This is a genomic window from Paraburkholderia sediminicola, from assembly GCF_046030555.1.
Classification (GTDB): Bacteria; Pseudomonadota; Gammaproteobacteria; order Burkholderiales; family Burkholderiaceae; genus Paraburkholderia; species Paraburkholderia sediminicola_E.
Genome location: NZ_JAQQCH010000001.1, coordinates 200226 through 219150, shown reverse-complemented (window position 1 = coordinate 219150; position 18925 = coordinate 200226). Strand labels below are relative to the sequence as shown.

Genomic DNA, 18925 nt, shown 5'->3' with positions numbered 1-18925 from the left:
TCTGCCGGCTGCCGGCCCCTGCCGCTGTCGGGGTATACGGGGAGTGGCATAAAGCACGCGATCAAACGGGCGTGATGGCGTCCATAAAACAAAAAGCCCGCCGGTGAGGGCGGGCTTTTTGCGAGGCGGCGGTTCGCTTATTGCGCGTGCTTACCGGTTTCCACCATTTGCATCGGCGCGGCTTCGGCCGGCGGCAATGCCTTACGCTCGCGACCCACACGAGCCGGCTTGGCCGCTTGTGCAGCAGCTTCCTGTGCGGCCCGCAGCTTGTCGGCGTCCGTGTTCACCCAGACGAGACCGGCTTGTTCCAGCACCGGCTTCAGGGCTTCCGCCGACACGCCGCCGTTACGCGGTGCCTGCGGCGCAGCTGCAACCGGCGTCGGCTCGACTGCTGCCGGCTCGACTACCGCCTCAACTGCCGGAGCGGCTGCTGCAACGACGGGTTGCGGTTCGACGATCTCGGCTTGCGGCGCCGGTTGGGCAGCCGGTGCTTCGACCACTGCCGCCGGGGCTGCGGTTTCTAGCGAAGCCGGTGCGGCTTGTGCTTCAACGACCGGAGCAACTGCCGGCGTTTCGACCCGCGCTTCAGCGGGGGCTTCAACCGCAGCTTCGACCGGGGTTTCAGCGTGCGCGGCCGGTTCGACCAGCGAAACTGTTTCGCTGGCCGCCGGCGCAGCTTCGACCGGCACGGCAGCGACATGCGCCACCGGCGCTTCCACTGCCTGTTCGATCGTAACCGATGCCACCGGCGCTTCCGCGACCGGCACAACCGTTTCCGTCTTCGCAGCCTTCTCGACTGCCAGGGCCGGCGTTTCAGTTGCAGCATGCAGTTCGCTGACCACCGCGGTTTCCGTCGCGACAGCTGCGACAACCACTTCTACCGGCTTAACGTCGTTCGCTTCGTTGACGTCGGCCTTGTGCTCAACCGGTTGATGCGCGGTGCGCACCGGTGCTTCGTCGGTCACATTGGCGTTGTCGCCTTCGGCTTCCGCGACGTCCGCAGCCAGATTGCCGTTCACGTCTTCTTCACGCTCACGACGGCCACCACGACGGCCGCGACGGCGGCGACGGCGCTCTTCACCTTCACGCGCAACCGCTTCCTGATCGACCGGTGCACCGTTTTCGCCCAAGGCAGTCTGGTTTTGCGCCAGTTCTTCCGCGGTTTGCGCGTCGTTTTGCGTCAGTGCATCTGCGGCTTCCGGCTGCTGCTTGCGGCGTTCGCCGCGTTCAGTACGCTCGCCACGTTCACGGCGTTCGCCACGTTCGGCGCGCGGTGCGCCCTCGACGGTTTCGGCACGGTCGCTGCCACGATTGTCGCGGTCACGGTTTTCGCGACCTTCACGCGGCTCACGAGCCTCGCGCGGTTCGCGGCCTTCGCGGGCCTCACGCGGCTCACGAGTGCCACGCGGCTCGCGCGATTCACGTGCTTCACGACCTTCGCGTGCTTCACGGCCCTCACGCGGTTCGCGTTCCTCGCGACGCTGCGACGGCTGCTGACCTTGAGCCTGACGGCCGCCGGTCGCGCCTTCGGCACGGCCCGCTGCATCACGGCCGCCAGCGCCGCCACGGCGATTGCGGTTGCGATCGCCGCCGCGTTCGCCGGTGCGCTCACCGCGCTCCGTGCGTTCGCCGCGTTGCGGACGCGTCTGCTTGTCGGTCGTAGGCGGCGCGACAGGCGCCGGTGCGGCCGGCTGCACGCCGAACAGATTCTTCAACCAGCCGATAAAGCCGCCGCCGGCCGGTGTGACTGCCACCGGAGCCGGGGTTGCCGCCGGACGGACCGGCGCGCTCGGGGCCGGCTTCTCAGGCGTGATGCCCTTGACCGCGGCTTCCTGCTTCGGCTTCACTTCTTCTGCGCGCTTGCTGTAACCGGTTTCCGATTCCAGTTCGCGGGCTGCTTCTTCGGCCATCTTCCACGAGGCGCGCGGCTCGTCGAGGCGCGCATCGTCGTGACGCAGGCGCTCGAGCTTGTAGTGCGGCGTGTCGAGATGCTTGTTCGGGATCAGAACGACGTTGACCTTGAAACGCGATTCGATCTTGTTGATTTCCGCGCGCTTTTCGTTCAACAGGAAGGCGGTCACTTCGACCGGCACCTGGCAATGGATCGCCGCGGTGTTTTCCTTCATCGCTTCTTCCTGAATGATCCGCAGCACTTGCAGTGCGGACGATTCGGTATCGCGGATGTGGCCCGTGCCGTTACAGCGCGGGCACGTCACATGGCTGCCTTCCGACAAAGCCGGACGCAGACGTTGACGCGACAGTTCCATCAGGCCGAAGCGCGAGATCTTGCCCATCTGGACGCGCGCACGGTCGTGCTTCAAAGCGTCTTTCAGGCGTTGCTCGACTTCACGCTGGCTCTTGGCCGATTCCATGTCGATGAAGTCGATCACGATCAGGCCGCCCAGATCGCGCAGGCGCAACTGGCGGGCCACTTCGTCGGCGGCTTCGAGGTTGGTGCGTGCAGCCGTTTCCTCGATGTCGGCGCCCTTGGTGGCACGCGCCGAGTTCACGTCGATCGCGACCAGGGCTTCCGTGTGATCGATCACGATGGCGCCGCCGGAGGGCAGCGGAACCGTGCGCGAGTACGCGGTTTCGATCTGGTGTTCGATCTGGAAGCGCGAGAACAGCGGCACATCGTCGTGATACCGCTTCACCTTGCTGACATTGTCAGGCATCACGATGTCCATGAAGGCGCGGGCCTGGTCATGGATTTCGGTGGTGTCGATCAGGATTTCGCCGATATCCGGCTGGAAATAGTCACGAATCGCGCGGATCACCAGGCTCGATTCGAGATAAATCAGCATCGGCTGACCGCTCGAACCGCTTTGCGACGCGGCTTCGATGGCGCGCCACAGTTGCATCAGGTAGTTCAGGTCCCACTGCAGCTCTTCGGCGCTGCGGCCAATACCGGCCGTGCGCGCGATGATGCTCATGCCTTCCGGCAATTGCAGTTGCGCCATGGTTTCGCGCAGTTCCTGGCGGTCGTCGCCTTCGATCCGGCGCGACACACCACCGCCGCGCGGGTTGTTCGGCATCAAAACGAGATACCGGCCGGCGAGCGAGATGAAGGTGGTCAGGGCTGCGCCCTTGTTGCCGCGCTCTTCCTTTTCGACCTGAACGATCAGTTCCTGGCCTTCACGGAGGGCGTCCTGGATGCGCGCGGAGCGCATGTCGACGCCGTCACGGAAATACTGGCGGGCGACTTCCTTGAACGGCAAAAAGCCGTGGCGGTCTTCGCCGTAGTTGACGAAACAGGCTTCGAGCGAGGGCTCGATGCGGGTAATGATGCCCTTGTAAATATTGCCTTTGCGCTGTTCGCGCCCGGCGGTTTCGATGTCGATATCGATGAGTTTTTGCCCATCGACGATGGCGACGCGCAGTTCTTCCTGCTGCGTCGCGTTAAACAACATTCGTTTCATTGAACGGCTCCAGGCGGCTTAGCTAGCCCTCAGCTGCGCGGTTGTCAGTCGCGAGAGCCAGGAGGGCAGCGGCATGCCGCGCCTTATTGTGTTTTCACAAGCACGCTGGAGCGGGAAAAATGGCGGGAGAATTGCCTGAGAGGGCCCGGCCCCATTAAAAAATGGGCACGGTGCCGCAGGGCACATGCGAACACGGCTTCAAATAATGACCCGACACGCCGCGGGTTCTGCCAGCAGACCTTCATAAGCCTTTTGTCCACTCGCGCCGGTGCGCCAACTGGGCGCGTGACCGGAGGGTCGAAGGCTGCGGTCATGCCGCAACGGGAAGTTCGCGCAGTCGGCGCGTCTTTTCTCGCTGGGGGTGTCTCGCCTCATTTTGACGTCGCCATGTCTTGTACTTTCTACAAGACGCCTCGGGCGCACGCCGTATTTTCGCAACTCGCAGCTTCGTATAGCAGGGCCTCAGACCGCGCGATGCCAAAGCTGAAAGTTAAATTCTTTTTTACCAAAATTCCGTTACCGTCGAAGCTGACCTTGACCGAACGCGCCTGTGGGCGCCGTCCCTGCCGGGCACTGACTTCGTGCGTGCAACATGTTGCATCTCATTTTCAGGGTGAGCAACCAGACCCCGGCGCAAGTAAAATAACGGTTTATCGCTTGCGCCTGCGCAATCCGCCCGAATTCCGGACACTGCGCCGGCCGCCGCAGACTGCTGGGCAAATTATATTCATAATGAAAGAGTTAGGCAAAATATCCCAGAAATCGGTCGCAAGCGACCAGGTCTCGATGATCGAGATCGACGACAGTGCGGCCGGACAGCGCATTGACAACTTCCTTTTGCGCGTCTGCAAAGGCGTGCCCAAAAGCCATATTTACCGCATCCTGCGTAGCGGGGAGGTGCGTGTAAATAAGGGTCGGATAGATGCGCGGTACCGCCTCGAGCTGGGGGATCTGGTGCGTGTGCCACCTATCCGCGTCGCTCAACCGAACGAGGCGATCGCCCAGGCGCCGGTGCCGAGCGCCGATTTCAAAATTATTTTTGAAGACGAGCACATGCTCGTGATCGACAAACCGGCCGGCGTCGCGGTCCACGGAGGCAGCGGCGTCGCGTTCGGTGTGATCGAACAAATGCGCGAAGCGCGGCCGCAGGCGAAATTCCTGGAATTGGTGCATCGGCTGGACCGCGAGACGTCTGGCATCCTGATGCTCGCCAAGAAGCGCTCCGCGCTGGTCAATCTGCACGAGCAGATCCGCGAGAACAGGATGGATAAGCGCTACTATGCGTGCGTCCATGGCGACTGGGCGAGCGACTGGGGCCGCCGCCGGGCGGTCAAGGAGCCGCTGCATAAGTATTTGACCGCGGACGGCGAGCGGCGCGTTCGCGTCCAGGCCGACGGCCTCGCGTCGCATACGGTCTTCAATCTGATCGACCGCTGGCCGGAATACGCGCTGCTCGAGGCGGAACTGAAGACCGGTCGCACGCATCAGATTCGCGTCCACTTGCAGCATCTGGAGCTGCCGATCGTCGGCGATGCCAAATACGGCGACTTTGCGCTGAATAAGGCGCTGGCTCGCGCCAACGCGAAGCCAGGCCTGAAGCGCATGTTCCTGCATGCATACCGTCTTAAGCTGACGCATCCTGCAACCGGCGCACCTGTGCAGTTCGAGGCGCCGCTGCCGGCCGAATGCCGCAGCTTCGTGGCGCAGCTCAATGAATTACGAGAATCACGAAATGGGTCAAACCCGGAGACGACACCGCATGGCTAGAGAGCAATTTGATCTGATCGTCTTCGACTGGGACGGGACGCTGATGGATTCGACCGCGCACATCACGCGCAGCATCCAGGCAGCGTGCCGCGATCTCGGTCTGCCGGTTCCCGCCGACGAGGCCGCCAGCTATGTGATTGGCCTTGGCCTGCGCGACGCGCTGCAAATCGCCGCGCCCACGCTCGATCCGTCTGATTACCCGCGTCTGGCGGAGCGCTACCGCTTCCATTATTTGGTGAAGGATCAGACCACCGAACTGTTTGTCGGCGTGCGCGAGATGTTGCAGGAATTGCGCGATCAAGGGTATTTGCTGGCAGTGGCGACCGGCAAGAGCCGCGTCGGGCTGAACCGCGCGCTCGATCAATCGCGGCTGACAAGCCTGTTCGACGGTACCCGCTGTGCGGACGAAACCTTCTCGAAGCCGCATCCGGCCATGCTGCACGAGCTGACGCGAGAACTGGGGCAGGATCCAGCGCGCACGGTGATGGTCGGCGATACGACGCACGATCTGCAAATGGCGATCAATGCGGGCGTTGCGGGCATCGGCGTCACATACGGGGCGCATCCTGCCGGGTCGTTGACGGCTTTGTCGCCGAAATTCGTTGCGTCGAGCATCGGCGACCTGTCCGGCTGGCTGCGAGAGAACGCATGAGTGCGGGTACGACCGAGGCCGTGGAGCAGGCCGTTCGCATTTGCGCATCCGAAGATCTGGTCGACGGCGGTGCGGGCGTGCGGCGCGCGGCCAGGCTCGGCGGTGGCGACGTCGTGGTATTTTTTGTTCGCTATGATGGCCATGCATACGGCTATCTGAATCGCTGCGCCCACGTGCCAATGGAGCTCGACTGGGCAGAAGGGCAGTTCTTCGAATCGTCCGGTTTATACTTGATGTGCGCTACACATGGTGCGATTTACGCGCCTGATACGGGCAAATGCGTCGGCGGCCCGTGCCGCGGCGGTCGCTTGCGTCCCGTCCAGGTTGACGAGCGGGATACGCCTGAAGGCCGCGCCGTGTTCTGGCTGCCCGACGGCGAACTGCGCCCGGCCACCCCCTGATTTTTCTCCTCTTCGACCTTTCCACTGCACCCGCATGTCCGACAATTTGACTCCTGAACCGAAGGAACCGTCCCTGACAGGCCGCCCCCGCACGCCTGCCGATGAGCCGGGCTGGGAGCGCGCCGCGCTCGAGCGCATTGCGCTTGCGGCAATCAATGAACAGCGCGCGGCACGGCGCTGGAAGATCTTTTTCCGCTTTGTGTTCCTGATCGTCGTGCTGGTGGCGATATGGGGCGCCTTCGATTTCTCCGGCGACAAGGTGTCGACCACGGGCCGGCATACAGCAATGGTGACGCTTGACGGCGAAATCTCCGCTGATACGAATGCCAACGCCGAAGATATCAACACTGCGCTGGAAAGTGCATTCGACGATGCGGGTACGGCAGGCGTGATCCTGCGCTGTAACAGCCCGGGCGGCAGCCCGGTGCAGGCGGGCATCATCTATAGCGAGATTCGCCGTCTGCGCGCCAAGTATCCGTCGATCCCCTTGTATGTCGTGGTCGGCGATATGTGTGCGTCGGGCGGCTATTACGCAGCCGCGGCAGCCGATAAGATTTACGTGGACAAGGCGAGCATCGTCGGTTCGATTGGCGTGCTGATGGACAGCTTCGGCTTCACTGGCTTGATGGACAAGCTGGGGATCCAGCGCCGCCTGCACACTTCGGGTGAGAACAAGGGCTTTTTCGACCCGTTCTCGCCGGAAACGCCGAAGATGGACGAACATGCGCAGGACATGCTTGACCAGATCCACGCGCAGTTCATCGACGCCGTGCGTGAGGGCCGCGGCAAGCGCCTGCACGAAACGCCGGACATGTTCTCGGGCCTCTTCTGGACAGGGCAGAAGAGCGTCGAACTGGGTCTTGCAGACGGTTTCGGCGACGCGGACTACGTTGCGCGCGACCTCTTCAAGGCACCGGATATCGTCGACTATACGGTCAAGGAGAGCATTACGGACCGCGTAGCACGCAAGTTCGGTGCGGCGGTCGGCAGTGGCGCCGTTCACGCGATGGCGCTCGGCGGGAAGATGAGCTTGCGGTGATTCAATACGGAAAAAGCCCCGTGCGATTGAATGTTGATCGCGCGGGGCTTTTTTTGTTTTTTGCCGTTAAACGGCGATCGGCGAGCTGATCGATTTGAGGCGCCGCAGCGATCAGACTGCGAGGATCAGGAAAATCGCCGGCCGCTTGTGCAGATCGAGCGCTGGTTTTTTCTTCCATTCGGCCACGGTGCGGCTGGCAATGGTTTCTGTCTCCAGGGTCAGATCGACGGCGACGCACACTAGTGTGGACGGCGCGCACGTCGCCAGCAACGTGTCGAGCAGCGCGCGATTCCGATACGGCGTTTCGATAAAAATCTGCGTTTGTTTGGCTTTGCGCGACTGCTGTTCCAGGTCGCGCAGGCGCTTGGCTCGTTCAGTGGCGTCGACCGGCAGATAGCCGTGGAACGCAAAGCTTTGACCATTCAGGCCTGAAGCCATCAACGCCAGCAGAATCGAGCTCGGTCCGACAAACGGCACGACCTTCACGCCGCGCTCGTGCGCACGGCGCACCAGCAGCGCGCCCGGATCGGCGACCGCCGGGCAGCCGGCTTCGGATACCAGGCCCGCGTCGGTGCCGGCCAACAGCGGCGCGAGCAGTTTGTCGATCTCGCCAGCCGGCGTGTTGACATTCAATTCGCGAATCTCGATTTCCTGGATAGGCTTTTCGGTGCCGACCTTCTTCAGGAAAGCGCGAGTGGTTTTCGCGTTTTCGCCGATGTAATAGTGCAAGGACGCCGCACGGGCGCGCACCGGCGCGGGCAGGACGGCATCGAGGGCGTCGGCGTCGCCTTCGCCGAGTGTGTTCGGGATCAGATATAAGGTGCCGCTCATTGCGCCCCCAGAAGTGGGTAACTCACTGCGAGCAGCATGCGCGACAGTGCGATCAACGGTAGGCCGACCAGTGCGGTCGGGTCGTCCGAGTGGATAGCTTCGAGCAATGCGATGCCGAGACCTTCGGATTTGGCGCTGCCCGCGACGTCGTAGGGTGTTTCAGCGCGCAGATAGGCATCCAGCGCGGCGTCCGACAAGTCGCGGAATTGCACGCGGGTGATGACGTCGACGGCTTGCGCCGCCCTGGAACGACTGTCGAACAGGCACAGCGCACTATGAAACAGTACTTCGCGGCCGCGCATTGCCTGCAACTGGGCGAGCGCCTTGTCATGCGTGCCGGGCTTGCCGATCTGCAGGCCGTCGTAGGTGGCAACCTGATCCGAGCCGATTACGAGTGCGGCTTCGCCAGCGCCGAGTTTGCCTGCCACCGCGCGGGCTTTCGCCTCGGCGAGGCGCAGGGAGGTTACTTCGGGCGTTTCGCCGGCAAGCGGCGTCTCGTCGATCGCCGGCACGACGACTTCGAACGGAATGTGCAGGCGCTCGAGCAGTTCGCGACGATACGGCGAACTCGACGCCAGAATCAGGCGTGGCGGGCGATTGAGGGAATCTGGCATGGTCAACCAACAGCTAGAGAGGCGGGGCGTACGAGGTTACGCGGAATTTGCGTATGTACGGGCTTAAGTGTTTGACTCGAAAAGACAAAACGGATATGATTTCGGGCTTTTCATCGGTATGCTATTGAGCAAGCGGGCCTTTTTCTGAAGTTCGCGGACTACTTTGCAAACCGATTTACCCTCGGCGAAATCCTTGCCGACGCAGGAGCGCACATGACTCAACATCCTGGCAGCCCTGCTGGTCTGCCCGACCCGCATGATCTCGATCTGTTCGAATTCGCGCGGAGTGGGCGCCAGGCCGCGGGTGTCGTGCGCGTCTCGCAACTGCCGCGCATGTTAAACGAAGTCCCGGTAGAAGCGCCAGACCGCGATACCGCGTTCACCTGGCAAGCCGAAGGGGCGACGCAGCCGGAATTGCAGGACAATGGCGCCGAAGGTCCGCAGCCTTATTTGAGGTTGGCGGTCCATGGTGCGGCATGGCTCGAATGCCAGCGGTGCATGACGCCGTATCTGCAGGCGTTCAATGTCGATGCAACTTACCGGATCGTCAACACTGAGGCGGAAGCCGAAGAGTTTCCGCTCGACGAGGATGAAGTCGAAGTGATCGTGGGCTCGCGCCAGTTCGATCTCATCGACTTGATCGAAGAAGAGTTGCTGCTTTCCTTGCCGCTCGTGCCCAAGCACGAGGTTTGTCCCGAAGTACACGAGAGCCTCGTCTCTGGTGTGGCTGGAGCAGAAGGCGAGGGCGATGAGGCTGCATCGGACGAAGCTGGCGAGGGCGGTGAGCCCGAACGGCCCAACCCGTTTGCGGTGCTCGAAAGTCTCAAGCGCGGTGAGCCGGGCGACAAGAAGCACTGAACAGTTGCATGGGAGCGCGAAGCGGGCGCATTGGCCATTCGGCCGATGGCGGACACCGGGTCGGGCTGTGTTAGAATTCGGAAAATTTTTAGGATTTTAGGAGTTAGTCATGGCAGTTCAACAAAATAAGAAGTCGCCGTCGAAGCGCGGCATGCACCGTTCGCACGATTTCCTGACGGCAGCGCCGCTGGCCGTGGAGCCGAGCACGGGCGAAGTGCATCTGCGTCACCACGTTAGCCCGAACGGCTACTATCGCGGCAAGAAAGTCGTCAAGACGAAGAACGACTAATCGTTCCATTGCGTTGCGCCCCTTGGCGTTTCGCGTGGCGATCGGCTCGCTTGACATTTTCCCGGCTCGGCAAAAAGGCGGCATTCAACTGCCGCTTTTTTGTGTCGATCGCAGTTGGTGCTTTCGCGCTTACTGCGATCCCATGCAGGGCGCCTGAAATTCGTCGCACTCCATGACCGTAAAGCTCACGATAGATTGCATGGGAGGCGACCACGGCCCGTCCGTGACCGTTCCCGCTGCCGTCAACTTCGTTCGTTCGCATCCCGATGCTGAGCTGTTGCTCGTCGGCATTGAAGGTGCGATTCGTGCGCAGCTGAAGAAGTTGAAGGCTCAGGACCTGCCGGCGCTGACCGTTGTGCCTGCTTCCGAAATCGTCGCTATGGACGATTCGGTCGAAGTCGCGCTGCGCAAGAAAAAAGACTCATCCATGCGCGTGGCGCTGAATCGCGTCAAGGAATGCGAGGCGCAAGCCTGCATTTCCGCCGGCAACACCGGCGCGCTGATGGCGGTCTCGCGTTATGTGCTGAAGACGCTGCCGGGCATCGAACGCCCGGCGATCGCGTCCGCGCTACCCAATCCCACTGGCTACACGATGATGCTCGACCTGGGCGCCAACGTCGATTGCGAGCCGCAGCATCTGCTGCAGTTCGCGGAGATGGGGCACGCGCTCGTGTCCGCGCTCGAAGGCCGCGAGCGGCCCACCATTGGGCTGCTCAACATCGGCGAAGAAGTCATCAAGGGTAACGACACCATCAAGCGTGCCGGCGAGCTGCTGCGCGCGAGTACACTTAACTTTCACGGCAACGTTGAAGGCAACGACATCTTCAAGGGCACGGTCGACGTAATCGTCTGCGACGGTTTTGTCGGCAATGTCGCGCTGAAAACGTCGGAAGGCCTCGCGCAGATGCTCTCCAACATCATCAAGGAAGAGTTCGGTCGCTCGTGGCTCACCAAGGTGATGGCGGTGCTCGCATTGCCGGTATTGATGCGTTTCAAGAAACGCGTCGATCATCGGCAATATAACGGGGCCGCATTGCTGGGCCTGCGTGGGCTGGTGATCAAAAGCCACGGCTCGGCGGATGCCTATGGGTTTGAGTGGGCTATCAAACGCGGGTATGATGCCGTCAAAAACGGCGTGCTGGAACGCCTTGCGCGGGCAATGGAAGAGAATGCGAGTTCTCTCGAACAGGCGGCGCGCGACGCGAGCGGTGCGGGTCAAGCAAGCCCGATCGCAGGCCAGCCGGCCGAGCCCTACGCTGCGCAATCCTCGAAGGCATAATGGCTCAATCGACAATTTATTCCCGCGTGCTGGGCACCGGCAGCTACCTGCCGCCCGGGCGCGTCACCAATCAGGATCTGGCTGAACGTCTCGCCAGGCAGGGCGTCGAGACGAGCGACGAATGGATCGTTGCCCGCACGGGCATCCACGCGCGCCACTTCGCCGAACCCGATGTCGCCACCAGCGATCTCGCGCTGATCGCCTCGCAGCGCGCGATCGAAGCGGCTGATATCGATCCGCAATCCATCGATCTGATCATCGTTGCAACCTCCACGCCTGACTTTGTGTTTCCGAGTACCGCGTGCCTGTTGCAGAACAAGCTCGGCATCAAGAACCACGGCGCGGCATTCGACGTGCAGGCCGTCTGTTCCGGCTTCGCCTATGCGGTTGCGATGGCAGACAGCCTGATTCGCGGCGGCCAGCATCGTACGGCGCTCGTGATCGGCGCAGAAACCTTCTCGCGCATTCTCGACTTCAAGGACCGTACCACCTGCGTGCTGTTCGGTGACGGTGCGGGCGCGGTGATTCTGCAGGCGTCCGAAGAACCGGGCGTGTTGGCGAGCGCTTTGCATGCCGACGGCAGTCATTCGAACATTCTCTGCACGCCGGGCAATGTGAACGGTGGTGTGATCGAGGGTAGCGCGTTCCTGCATATGGACGGGCAGGCTGTGTTCAAGCTCGCGGTCAATGTGCTCGAAAAGGTCGCGGTCGAGGCACTCGCAAAAGCGAATCTGTCGGCCGAGCAGATCGACTGGCTGATTCCGCATCAAGCCAATATCCGCATCATGCAAAGCACCTGCCGCAAGCTCGGCTTGCCGCAGGAACGCATGGTCGTCACGGTGGGCGAGCACGGCAATACGTCGGCTGCGTCCATTCCGCTCGCATTTGACGTCGCGGTGCGCGATGGCCGCATCAAGCGCGGCCAGAACGTGCTGATCGAAGGCGTCGGCGGCGGCTTCACATGGGGCGCGTCGGTTATCCGCTACTGATAGCGGCGACGTTATGGCGAGCGCTCTTCGTGGCGCTCGACTACGCTTGAGCGCGCTCGCCATCAACCGGGCGCGCCACCCACATCTGACAACATCGATTTTGGGGACGATATGAAATTTGCATTCGTTTTTCCTGGGCAAGGTTCTCAGGCGGTCGGTATGCTCAACGCATTTGCCGATCACGCGGTCGTGCGCGAGACGGTTCAGGAAGCGTCCGATGCGCTCAATCAGGACCTCGGCAAGCTGATCGCCGAAGGCCCCGTCGAAGATCTGAACCTCACCACCAATACCCAGCCGGTCATGCTGACCGCCGCATATGCGATTTATCGCGCGTGGCAGCAGGCGGGCGGCCCGAAGCCGGCCATCGTCGCCGGTCATAGCCTCGGCGAATACACCGCGCTGGTCGCGGCGGGCGCGATCGCGTTTCGCGATGCCGTGCCGCTCGTGCGTTTTCGCGCGCAAGCTATGCAAACGGCCGTACCGGTAGGGGTTGGCGGTATGGCCGCGATTCTCGGCCTCGATGACGACACGGTGCGCGCGGTTTGCGCCGAAGCGTCGGTCGCGGGCGTTGTCGAAGCAGTGAATTTTAATGCGCCCGCGCAAGTCGTGATCGCCGGTCACAAGGCTGCCGTCGAAAAGGCCTGCGAAGTCGCGAAGGCGAAGGGCGCAAAGCGGGCGTTGCCGCTGCCGGTATCGGCGCCGTTCCACTCGTCGCTGCTCAAACCCGCGTCGGATCAATTGCGCGAGTATCTCGCCAGCGTCGACGTGCAGGTGCCATCGATTCCGGTGATCAACAATGTTGACGTCGCGGTGGTCAACGAGCCGGCAAAGATCAAGGACGCGCTGGTGCGTCAGGCTGCAGGTCCGGTGCGTTGGGTCGAAAGCGTGCAGGCGATGGCGGCGCAAGGCGTCACACATGTGATCGAATGCGGTCCTGGCAAGGTCCTTGCGGGTTTGACGAAGCGCATCGACGGCAATCTGGTCGGCGCTTCGGTGTTCGATCCGGCTTCGCTCGAAGAAACGCTCAAGCTCGTGACGGCGGGCTGAACGCCGCGTCATCAGCGCCACGATCGACATCAGGAATCAATCAGCCCTCCGAAAGGGCATTCGGACTGACAGATGGAAAAGACTCTCGACAAGCAAATCGCAATCGTAACGGGTGCGTCGCGCGGCATTGGCCGAGCAATCGCGATGGAGCTGGCGCGCCAGGGCGCGACGGTGATCGGCACAGCGACTAGTGAAAGCGGTGCCGCCGCGATTACCGAAGCATTTGTTGCAGCCGGCGTGAACGGCCGCGGAGCGGTGCTGAACGTGAACGACGCTGCAGCAGCCGAAACGCTGATCGACGGCACCGTGAAGGAATTTGGCGCGCTGCACGTGCTGGTGAACAATGCCGGCATTACGCAAGACCAACTCGCGATGCGCATGAAAGACGACGACTGGGACGCGGTGATCGACACCAATCTCAAGTCGGTCTTCCGTCTGTCGCGCGCGGTGTTGCGTCCGATGATGAAGGCGAAGGGCGGCCGTATCATCAACATTACGTCGGTGGTCGGCTCGGCCGGCAACCCGGGGCAGGTCAACTATGCAGCCGCTAAAGCGGGTGTCGCGGGCATGACCCGGGCGCTTGCACGCGAGATCGGCAGCCGTGGTATCACTGTCAATTGCGTCGCGCCGGGCTTCATCGATACGGACATGACCAAGACCCTGCCGGAAGAGCAGCAAACCGCGCTGAAGACGCAGATTCCGCTCGGCCGCCTTGGTAGCCCGGACGATATCGCGCATGCCGTGGCGTTCCTCGCGTCGCCGCAAGCGGGCTATATCACCGGCACGACGCTGCATGTGAACGGCGGAATGTACATGTCGTAACAAAATTCGGTTACTATCCGCGCCTTGATGCGTTTGCAAAAGCGTAAGGCGCATGCCTTGACAGGAACCCGATGCGCCTCTTTTTTGCCGGGTCAAACCTGATAAAATGCGCGCACCTGTATTTTTGAACTTCTTTTCCCTTGGAGGGGTAATGGACAATATCGAACAGCGCGTCAAGAAGATCGTCGCAGAACAACTGGGCGTTGCAGAAGCTGAAATCAAGAACGAAGCTTCGTTCGTGAATGACCTCGGCGCCGACTCGCTCGACACCGTTGAACTCGTGATGGCCCTCGAAGACGAATTCGGCATGGAAATTCCGGATGAAGAAGCCGAGAAGATCACCACCGTTCAGCAAGCGATCGACTACGCTCGCGCGAACGTCAAGGCCTAAAGTCATTCGCGCCTGCGTTTCTGCGTTGGCGGCGTATGACGCCCTGCCGTGTCGGTTTCCGACACCAGCAGGGCTGGCGCTTTTTGCCGTGCAGGAGCCAGCGATGTTGACAGCGCAAGTTTCCGCGCGATTGCCGACTTTCAAGGAAACGCCGGGCCGCCCCGCGTTTTCCGCCCCGCAGGAAGTCCCCTTGGGGGATTGCCCCTTCGTGGGGACCTGGTGTGAAACATCGGGTGTGGGGGCGCTTAACAGCCACAGGGCACACAGGGCAGGTTCCTGTGGCCGCTGTGGCTTTTGCTTTTGTCATCTATGAAAAAGGGGTTACCGTGAGCCGCCGTCGTGTTGTTGTTACAGGCCTGGGGCTGATTTCGCCTGTTGGCAATAATGTTGCCGACGGCTGGGCCAATCTGGTCGCCGGCAAGTCGGGTATTGCCAATATCACGAAGTTCGATGCGTCGAACTTTTCGACTCGTTTCGCCGGCGAGGTGAAGGGCTTCAATATCGAGGACTACATCCCCGGTAAGGAAGCGCGCCACATGGATACGTTCATTCATTACGGCGTCGCAGCCGGCATCCAGGCGATGCAGGACAGCGGTCTCGAAGTTACCGACGAGAATTCGGAGCGCATCGGCGTGGTGGTCGGTTCGGGGATCGGCGGCTTGCCGATGATTGAAAACACGCAGACCGAATTGCTGAATCGCGGCCCGCGCCGTATTTCGCCGTTCTTCGTGCCCGCCTCGATCATCAACATGATCTCGGGCCACCTGTCGATCAAGTTCGGCATCAAGGGTCCGAACCTGGCGATCGTGACGGCATGTACCACGGGTCTGCACTGTATCGGTGAGGCTTCGCGCCTGATCGAATACGGCGACGCCGACGTGATGATCGCTGGCGGCGCCGAATCGACTGTGTCGCCGCTCGGTGTCGGCGGCTTTGCGGCGGCGCGTGCGCTGTCGCAACGCAATGACGATCCGGCAACGGCGAGCCGTCCGTGGGACAAGGATCGCGACGGTTTCGTGCTGGGCGAGGGTGCTGGCGTGATGGTGCTCGAAGAGTACGAACACGCGAAGGCGCGCGGTGCGAAGATTTACGCCGAAGTCAGCGGCTATGGGATGAGCGGCGACGCCTATCACATGACTGCGCCGCTGGAAGATGGCGACGGCGCGCGCCGCTGCATGCTGGCTGCCTTGAAGAACGCGGGTATCAACTCGGATCAGGTGAATTACCTGAACGCGCATGGCACGTCCACGCCGCTCGGCGATCTGGCTGAAACCACCGGCATCAAGCGTGCTTTTGGCGACCACGCCAAAGACATGGTCGTGAATTCGACCAAGTCGATGACGGGCCATCTGTTGGGCGGCGCCGGCGGTCTGGAATCTGTGTTCACCGTGCTGGCCGTGCATCATCAGGTGTCGCCGCCGACGATCAACATCTTCAATCAGGATCCGGCCTGCGATCTCGATTACTGCGCCAACACCGCGCGGGAGATGAAGATCGACGTCGCGCTGAAGAACTCGTTTGGGTTCGGCGGCACGAACGGCACGCTGGTCTTCAAGCGCACCTGATTGCCCGATCGTTTGGTGACACGCCAGTCGAAAACGCCGGCTTGTCCGGCGGTTTCCCTTGAATCGGCAACGCCCGACGGAGCGCCGCAACGGATTACGTTGCGGCGCTCCGTCGCCATACGCGTTGCTTTAGGGGTGTTCGTCCTGATGTCGACGTTGGCCGCCTATACCTGCTTCGCGTCGCATCTGGGCACGTGGCAGGCGGTTTCGTTGACGCTTTCCGTGTTGGCGCTACTGACGCTCCGTGCGGTAAAACATGAGCATGCGCAGCCTGTTGCGCTGAAAATCGGCCCGGACGGATTGTCAGCCTGGGATCGGGCCGGCAGTTTGCTCATGCAGGGCCGCATTGCTGGCTGCTCACAATGGAGTGGTCGCTTGCTCGTTCTGGCGCTGGTGCCAGACCATGGGCGCTCCCGCACGCTACTTTTTGCCGCTGACGCGCTTCCGGCGTCTGTCTTCCGGGAGCTGGCCGTGCTGGGCCGGCATGGCGCCGGAGCCTGACTGTAACGACTGTAACCGCTGTTACCTGAGTAACGTGCCGCGATGATGGGGACGCTACAATGGTCCCCCGCCATGCGCCCTATAGTTAACGGATTTATCAGGTGAGCGAAAAAGAAATTGATCAGTTGCTGGTCGAGCGCGTCCAGAAGGGCGACAAGGCCGCGTTCGAGCTTCTGGTCTCCAAATACCACCGTAAGATTCTCCGGCTGATCTCCCGTCTCGTGCGGGACCCGGCTGAAGTGGAAGACGTCGCCCAGGACGCCTTTATCAAGGCGTACCGGGCGTTGCCGCAGTTTCGCGGAGATTCGGCCTTTTATACGTGGTTGTACCGGATTGCAGTCAACACGGCAAAGAACTACCTTGCGACCCAAGGGCGGCGCGCACCGACTTCGACCGAAGCAGATGCTGAAGAAGCTGAAACTTTCTCGGACGCCGACCAACTAAGGGATATCAACACGCCTGAGTCGATGTTGATGAGCAAGCAGATCGCTGAGACGGTCAATGCTGCAATGGCGGTTTTACCGGAAGAGTTGCGCACCGCCATTACTCTTCGTGAAATTGAAGGTTTGAGCTACGAGGAAATCGCTGAGATGATGGGCTGCCCAATTGGCACAGTCAGATCACGAATTTTTCGCGCTCGCGAAGCCATTGCGGCAAAATTGCGTCCGTTGCTTGACACACCTGAAGGCAAGCGCTGGTAAACACCAGTCCGCCGGACGGGACGCGGGTGCAATATCTGGATTAGTGGTGTCACTACGGGGTATTTGTAAGATGGGGAGCATCATGGGGTCGGTCTCGATGCAATCGCAAGCCAGCTCGCGCGGCGAGCGTCTGTCCGCTTTTGTCGACGGTGAGTTGTTCGGCGAAGAGCATCTCAACACGTTTGTTTCCGGACTGGATGGCGCAGATCGTGCCGCCTGGTCGTGCTATCACCTGATCGGCGACGCTCTGCGTTCCGACGATCTGGCGGTTAGCCCAGCGGCGAGCAACGCGTTCCTGAGCGGTTTTGCCGCACGTCTCGACAATGAGCCGCACGTGCTCGCGCCTGCCGCAATGCCGGTTGCGCGTCGCTTGCTGGCGCTGCGTCGCCGGGTTGTGCCGGCCTTTGCTGTCGCCGCTGCCGCTGCCACGCTGACGTGGATCGTCGTGCCGCAACTGCAAGGTGTACCGGGTGGCCCGGGCGTGACGCAAGTCGCGTCCATCCAGTCACACGGCGATTCGCTGCAACGCGTGTCCATGGCGTCGGTGCCTGCCGCTACGGTCCAGCCGGTCGCGCAAGACGCCAACATCATTCGTGACGCAAGTCTCGATCAGTATCTGGAAGCTCACCAGCAATTCGCGCAACAACCGGTCATGCCGGGCTCGATGCCGCTGATTCGCGCTGCCGCAGTTTCTACGCAAGGCCAATAGTTTGATGCAGACTCCGCGGTTGAATAAAACGACTATCTGGGGGCGGCTGCCGGCATTTCTGTTCTGCGCAGCCGTATTGTTGTCCGCTACACCGCGGGTCTTTGCACAAACCGACGATCCACTCGTCGCCCGTCGCACGGCCGCGGAGCTGCTCGATCGAATCCATCAGGCCGCCCAGCAGCAGAACTACGAGGGCGCGTTCGTCTATCAACGCGGCAATTTCGTTCAGACGTCGCAAATCGCGCACTACGCAACCCGCACGGACGGCGAATTCGAGCAACTCGAAAGTCTCGACGGCAAGCCGCGCAAAATGCTTCGCCATAACGAAGATCTCTACACATTCGTGCCCGAGCGGCATCTGTGCGTGGTCGAGAAGCGCCAGAACAAAGATTCGTTTCCTGCTCTGCTCGCTGTAAACGGCGAGCAGGTGTTGTCTGTGTACGAGCCGAAGCTGCTCGGCGACGACCGCGTCGCGGGTATCGACAGTCAGGTGATCGAGCTCGATCCGAAAGACGTATACCGCTTTGCTTACAAGCTGTGGGCCGACAAGAAGACCGGTCTGCTGCTGCGTGCGCAGACGCTTGACCCGAATGGCCAGGTGCTCGAGCAGTTGTCGTTTTCGCAGATTCGCATCGGCGTGCCGGTCGACAAGACCGCGATCGTCAACGGAATTCGTAATCTGGCAGGTTGGACAGTCGTGCGTCCGCCGGTCGAGCCGGTCGATATGGCTGCGCAAGGGTGGCAGATCACGCCGACAGTGCCGGGCTTCCGCAAGATTCGCGAACTGCGCCGCCCAATGGCCGCGCGTGATGCGGGCCAGCCGACCATTCCGGTCGATCAGGCCGTGTTCTCCGACGGCCTCGCGGCCATTTCGGTGTTTGTCGAGCCGGTCGAGAACAACACTCGCAAGGAAGGCGCGGGTAGCAGTGGCGCCACCCACGTTCTGGTCAAGCGCCGCGGCGACTTCTGGATTACTCTGCTTGGTGAAGTGCCCCAGACCACATTGCAGCAATTTGCGTCTGCCATAGAATATAAAGCTCCGAAGTAATCC

At 61.6% G+C, this 18925-nt stretch carries 19 protein-coding genes; 16 read left to right on the top strand and 3 right to left on the bottom strand.

The annotated features are described in order from the left end of the window. Positions 1-137: 137 nt before the first annotated feature. Positions 138-3419 carry an Rne/Rng family ribonuclease gene (locus tag PQQ52_RS01015; RefSeq protein ID WP_408206023.1) on the bottom strand — a complete coding sequence of 1094 codons (3282 nt, stop codon included), beginning with the start codon at positions 3417-3419 and terminating at the stop codon, positions 138-140. 732 nt (positions 3420-4151) lie between these two features. Here PQQ52_RS01015 and PQQ52_RS01010 point away from each other — a divergent pair. The 4 genes from PQQ52_RS01010 to PQQ52_RS00995 are packed head-to-tail and all read left to right on the top strand — an operon-like array spanning position 4152 to position 7278. Next, complete coding sequence (locus tag PQQ52_RS01010) at positions 4152-5186, top strand: RluA family pseudouridine synthase (protein ID WP_408206760.1); 1035 nt, start codon at positions 4152-4154, stop codon at positions 5184-5186. Beyond that, entirely contained in the window at positions 5179-5838 is a 660-nt protein-coding gene (locus PQQ52_RS01005; RefSeq protein WP_408206021.1) for an HAD-IIIA family hydrolase, read from the top strand. The genes PQQ52_RS01010 and PQQ52_RS01005 overlap by 8 nt, the downstream gene beginning before the upstream one ends. Then, positions 5835-6239 carry a Rieske (2Fe-2S) protein gene (locus PQQ52_RS01000; protein WP_408206019.1) on the top strand — a complete coding sequence of 135 codons (405 nt, stop codon included), beginning with the start codon at positions 5835-5837 and terminating at the stop codon, positions 6237-6239. Before PQQ52_RS01005 ends, PQQ52_RS01000 begins: the two co-directional genes overlap by 4 nt. A 34-nt stretch (positions 6240-6273) precedes the next feature. After that, positions 6274-7278, top strand: a complete 1005-nt coding sequence (locus PQQ52_RS00995) for a S49 family peptidase (protein WP_408206018.1) — start codon at positions 6274-6276, stop codon at positions 7276-7278. A 111-nt stretch (positions 7279-7389) separates the two neighbouring features. Here the strand turns inward: PQQ52_RS00995 and PQQ52_RS00990 are convergent, their stop codons facing one another. Further along, entirely contained in the window at positions 7390-8109 is a 720-nt protein-coding gene (locus tag PQQ52_RS00990) for an SAM-dependent methyltransferase (protein ID WP_408206016.1), read from the bottom strand. After that, complete coding sequence (locus PQQ52_RS00985; RefSeq protein WP_408206014.1) at positions 8106-8723, bottom strand: Maf-like protein; 618 nt, start codon at positions 8721-8723, stop codon at positions 8106-8108. The genes PQQ52_RS00990 and PQQ52_RS00985 overlap by 4 nt, the downstream gene beginning before the upstream one ends. Positions 8724-8936: 213 nt before the next feature. Here PQQ52_RS00985 and PQQ52_RS00980 point away from each other — a divergent pair, with 213 nt between their 5' ends. From PQQ52_RS00980 to PQQ52_RS00925, 12 genes are all read left to right on the top strand, one after another. Beyond that, on the top strand, positions 8937-9581 hold the full coding sequence (locus tag PQQ52_RS00980) for a YceD family protein (RefSeq protein WP_408206012.1): 645 nt from the start codon (positions 8937-8939) through the stop codon (positions 9579-9581). Between the two features lie 109 nt (positions 9582-9690). Then, the gene (gene rpmF, locus PQQ52_RS00975; RefSeq protein WP_006051932.1) at positions 9691-9870 is read left to right on the top strand and encodes a 50S ribosomal protein L32; all 180 of its coding nucleotides are present in this window, start codon (positions 9691-9693) and stop codon (positions 9868-9870) included. 172 nt (positions 9871-10042) lie between these two features. Further along, positions 10043-11149 carry a phosphate acyltransferase PlsX gene (gene plsX / locus PQQ52_RS00970; RefSeq protein ID WP_408206010.1) on the top strand — a complete coding sequence of 369 codons (1107 nt, stop codon included), beginning with the start codon at positions 10043-10045 and terminating at the stop codon, positions 11147-11149. After that, positions 11149-12138 (top strand): beta-ketoacyl-ACP synthase III, encoded by a 990-nt coding sequence (locus tag PQQ52_RS00965; RefSeq protein ID WP_408206008.1) that lies wholly within the window; start codon positions 11149-11151, stop codon positions 12136-12138. Before plsX ends, PQQ52_RS00965 begins: the two co-directional genes overlap by 1 nt. Positions 12139-12249: 111 nt before the next feature. Then, complete coding sequence (fabD, locus tag PQQ52_RS00960) at positions 12250-13185, top strand: ACP S-malonyltransferase (RefSeq protein WP_408206006.1); 936 nt, start codon at positions 12250-12252, stop codon at positions 13183-13185. A 72-nt stretch (positions 13186-13257) separates the two neighbouring features. After that, positions 13258-14007, top strand: a complete 750-nt coding sequence (gene fabG / locus PQQ52_RS00955; RefSeq protein WP_408206004.1) for a 3-oxoacyl-ACP reductase FabG — start codon at positions 13258-13260, stop codon at positions 14005-14007. Positions 14008-14158: 151 nt separating this feature from the next. Then, entirely contained in the window at positions 14159-14398 is a 240-nt protein-coding gene (acpP, locus tag PQQ52_RS00950) for an acyl carrier protein (RefSeq protein WP_004197638.1), read from the top strand. Positions 14399-14724: 326 nt separating this feature from the next. Further along, a complete protein-coding gene (gene fabF / locus PQQ52_RS00945) occupies positions 14725-15963 on the top strand; it encodes a beta-ketoacyl-ACP synthase II (RefSeq protein WP_408206002.1) in 1239 nt (412 codons plus the stop codon). Further along, positions 15964-16464, top strand: coding sequence for a hypothetical protein (locus PQQ52_RS00940; RefSeq protein ID WP_408206000.1), 501 nt, complete (start codon positions 15964-15966; stop codon positions 16462-16464). Positions 16465-16565: 101 nt separating this feature from the next. Further along, positions 16566-17165, top strand: a complete 600-nt coding sequence (gene rpoE, locus PQQ52_RS00935) for an RNA polymerase sigma factor RpoE (RefSeq protein WP_408205998.1) — start codon at positions 16566-16568, stop codon at positions 17163-17165. Between the two features lie 82 nt (positions 17166-17247). Continuing rightward, positions 17248-17874 carry a sigma-E factor negative regulatory protein gene (locus PQQ52_RS00930; RefSeq protein ID WP_408205996.1) on the top strand — a complete coding sequence of 209 codons (627 nt, stop codon included), beginning with the start codon at positions 17248-17250 and terminating at the stop codon, positions 17872-17874. Positions 17875-17878: 4 nt separating this feature from the next. Next, a complete protein-coding gene (locus PQQ52_RS00925; RefSeq protein WP_408205994.1) occupies positions 17879-18922 on the top strand; it encodes a MucB/RseB C-terminal domain-containing protein in 1044 nt (347 codons plus the stop codon). Positions 18923-18925 lie beyond the last annotated feature (3 nt).